Here is a 2,882-nt window from a genome sequence, read left to right as displayed (position 1 = left end):
GCCGCCGAGTCGGCGCCGCGCGCGGCGAGGGCGGCGCAGGCCGCGGCGGCCAGCGCGAGGAGGAGCAGGCGGCGCGTCATGCGCGGAGCCCCGCGAGCAGCGCGCGCCCGGTGGGCCAGTCGCCCAGCCCGCTCGCGCCGTTGACGTGCCCCGCCGCGCCGACGTCGACGAAGGTGCTCCCCCACGCCGCCGCGTACGCGCGCGCCGTCGCGGGCGTGACGTATTCGTCGTCGGTGCTGGCCACGAGCACGCTCGGGAACGGGAGCGGCGCCGTCGGCACGGGCGCGAAGCCGGTCGGCCCCGCCGGGTAGCGCGGCCCCTCCGGGTCGCCCAGCGCCAGCAGCAGCGCGCCGCGCAGCGCCTCCAGCGCGTCGGGCGACGCCTCGCCGGCCCAGTGCGCGACCAGCGCGCACGACGAGCTGTGCGCCACCAGCACGACCGGCCCCGGCTCGGCGGCGACCGCGGCGTCGAGCGTCGCCACCCAGTCGGCGCAGCGCGGCGTCGCCCAGTCGGCCTGCACGACGCGGCGGCACGTCGGGTCGGCGCGCTCCCACGCGCTCTGCCAGTGGTCGGGGCCCGAGTCGTAGAGCCCGGGGAGGATCAGCGCCGTCGCGGCGGTGGTCGCGGTCATCGCGTGAAGTGGAGGTGGGTGACGTCGGGCATGGCCACGGTGCGCGCGAGGCGCAGCCCGTGCAGGTCGGCGACGCCGTCGAACAGCCGCTCGCCGCCGCCGAGCACGAACGGCGCCTAGTGCAGGAGCATGTCGTCGACCAGCCCGGCGGCGAGGTACTGCCGCGCCGTCGCGGCGCCGCCGGCGAGGGCGACGTCCCGGCCGCCCGCCGCCTCGCGCGCCCGCGCCAGCGCCTCGTCGGCGCCGCCGGTCACGAAGTGGAAGGTGGTCCCGTCGAGCGCGAGCGGCGCGCGCGCGTGGTGCGTGAGCACGAACACCGGGTGCCCGAACGGCGGCGTCTCGCCCCACCACCCGTCCCACGGCGCGCCGGCGTCCCACGGGCCGCGCACGGGGCCGAACATGTGCCGCCCCATGATCGTCGCGCCGACGCCCGCCGTCGCCGCCTCGAGCACGCGCCCGCTCTCGTTCTCGTCGCCGCCCTCCAGGCCGTGCGTGGCGCGCCACGCGCGCAGCGGGAACACCCACTCGTGCAGGCGCATCCCGCCCTCGCCGAGCGGGTGGTCGCGGCTCTGGTGCGGGCCGGCCGCGTAGCCGTCGAGCGAGATCGCGATGCGGAGGCGGAGTCGCGGCATGGGGGGGTCAGGTCGCGTCGACCGAGTCGTAGATCCGCACGTCGCGCCACAGCCCCGCGCACTCGGCGCGGAAGCGGTCGTGCACCGGGTGCGTCTGGTAGGCGTCGTGCGCGGCCTGGTCGGCGAACAGCAGCACGAGCGCCGTGTGGTAGCCGCGCTCGATCACGGGGCGGTCGGTGGGCGCGGGGACGCCCACCCACCCCTGGCGCACGGTCTCGATGTCGCGCAGCGACCGCACGCCCGCGTCGAAGCGCGCGCGCTCCTCGGGCGACAGCCCGTCGCGCAGGTAGAAGTAGACGGCGTGGACGAACACGGGGGGCTCCTCAGCGGAACGCGCGGACGAGCGCCGCGGGCTTCACGGCGCGGAAGATGGTGGCGTGCGTCAGGTCGGGGCGCGCCTCGTAGGTCGCCGACAGCCCCGGCGCGCCGCGCAGGAGCGCCGCGAGGCGCGCGGTCGGCTCGGCGATCTCGCGCGTCCCGGAGCTGGCGAGCGTCAGCGTGCGCGGCGCGGCGCCGGCGGCCCGCACGCGCGCCGCCACGGCCGCCGAGTCGACGAGCGAGCGGCGGTCCCACCACAGGCTCGGGTCGAGCGCGATCGCGTGCCGGAAGAGCGTCGGCTCCAGCAGGAACGTCTCGACCACGAACAGCCCGGCCAGCGACTCGCCGATGATCCCGCGCTCGTCGGTCACGCGCCAGCGCGCCGACACGGCGGGCAGCAGCTCGTCGCGCACGAACGCGCGGAACGCCGCCGACCCGCCGACGCGCGGCGCGATCGCGCTGTCCTCCTTCACGCGCGTCGGCCCGGTGAGGTCGCGCCGCCGCTGCGTGTTGGGGATCCCGACCACGACGACGGGGCGCATCCGCCCGAGCGCGACCAGCGAGTCCACCGTCGCCACGACGTGCGGGAAGTCCTCGTCCATCCCGCCGTCGGGCATGACGAGCAGCGGGTAGCGCGCGGCGCCCGCGGCCGCGTAGCCGTCGGGCAGGTGCACGTTGAGGCGCCGCGCCTCGCCGAGCGCGCGCGAGTCGACGACCAGGCTGTCGGAGAGCGCGGGCCGCTGCGCCGCGGCCGGGGCGGCGGCGGCGGCGATGCCGAGAAGTCCGAGGAGGGCGAGGGCGGCGCGGCGCATGACGGCGGTCGGGGGCTCGGGGCTTGTCCCCTCGTACACCGGGGGACGGGAGTCGGACGCGGCGCGCGCGCGGGGTGCCGTCCGGGTCACCGCGGGCGCGCCGGCGCGCGGAGCAGCGCCCACACGGCCGCCACGCCGAGCGCCGCCAGGAGCGCCGTCATCGCGACCACCGACGCGGGCGCGCGCCACCCGTGGTCGAGCAGCTCGTGCAGCGTCGGCGCGTGCAGCCCCACCAGGAACCAGAGCAGCGCGCAGCCGACGACGGTCCGGCGATAATGGCGCACGACGATCCTCCGGGGTCAGGGAGTGCGGCCGGCGTCCGCGCCAGCGCGTCGGCGCCAGCGTCCGGCGAGCGCGTACAGCAGCCCCCCGCACGCCCCGACGGCCGCCGCCACCGGCACCGCGGCCACCGCGCCGAGCAGCGCGGGCGGGTCCCACCCCGCGGCGGGGAGCACCAGCAGCAGCGTGCGCAGCGCCGGCGCCACGCCG

At 78.5% G+C, this 2,882-nt stretch carries 5 protein-coding genes and 1 pseudogene; all 6 read right to left on the bottom strand.

Annotated features, from left to right (window positions below; genetic code table 11):
* Positions 1-76 precede the first annotated feature (76 nt).
* Positions 77-631, bottom strand: a complete 555-nt coding sequence (locus PYV61_RS23465) for an alpha/beta hydrolase (RefSeq protein ID WP_275836268.1) — start codon at positions 629-631, stop codon at positions 77-79.
* A 116-nt stretch (positions 632-747) separates the two neighbouring features.
* Positions 748-1,263: a dihydrofolate reductase family protein gene (locus tag PYV61_RS23460; protein WP_275836266.1), complete on the bottom strand. Its 516-nt coding sequence runs from the start codon at positions 1,261-1,263 to the stop codon at positions 748-750.
* Between the two features lie 7 nt (positions 1,264-1,270).
* Positions 1,271-1,576 carry a Dabb family protein gene (locus PYV61_RS23455; protein ID WP_275836264.1) on the bottom strand — a complete coding sequence of 102 codons (306 nt, stop codon included), beginning with the start codon at positions 1,574-1,576 and terminating at the stop codon, positions 1,271-1,273.
* A gap of 10 nt (positions 1,577-1,586) precedes the next feature.
* Positions 1,587-2,393 (bottom strand): alpha/beta hydrolase-fold protein, encoded by an 807-nt coding sequence (locus PYV61_RS23450; RefSeq protein WP_275836262.1) that lies wholly within the window; start codon positions 2,391-2,393, stop codon positions 1,587-1,589.
* An 86-nt stretch (positions 2,394-2,479) separates the two neighbouring features.
* Positions 2,480-2,677 (bottom strand): hypothetical protein, encoded by a 198-nt coding sequence (locus tag PYV61_RS23445; RefSeq protein WP_275836260.1) that lies wholly within the window; start codon positions 2,675-2,677, stop codon positions 2,480-2,482.
* 15 nt (positions 2,678-2,692) lie between these two features.
* Positions 2,693-2,882: pseudogene (locus PYV61_RS23440) on the bottom strand (hypothetical protein); the annotation flags it as partial.

Origin of the sequence: Roseisolibacter sp. H3M3-2, from assembly GCF_029211165.1 — a bacterium.
In the GTDB taxonomy this organism is placed as follows: Bacteria; Gemmatimonadota; Gemmatimonadetes; order Gemmatimonadales; family Gemmatimonadaceae; genus Roseisolibacter.
This window is presented reverse-complemented; position numbering and strand designations above follow the sequence as displayed.

Coding starts and splice junctions, on each gene's coding strand:
- PYV61_RS23460 (WP_275836266.1), bottom strand. CDS start 1,263: ATGCCGCGACTCCGCCTCCGCATCGCGATCTCGCTCGACGGCTACGCG.
- PYV61_RS23450 (WP_275836262.1), bottom strand. CDS start 2,393: ATGCGCCGCGCCGCCCTCGCCCTCCTCGGACTTCTCGGCATCGCCGCC.
- PYV61_RS23465 (WP_275836268.1), bottom strand. CDS start 631: ATGACCGCGACCACCGCCGCGACGGCGCTGATCCTCCCCGGGCTCTAC.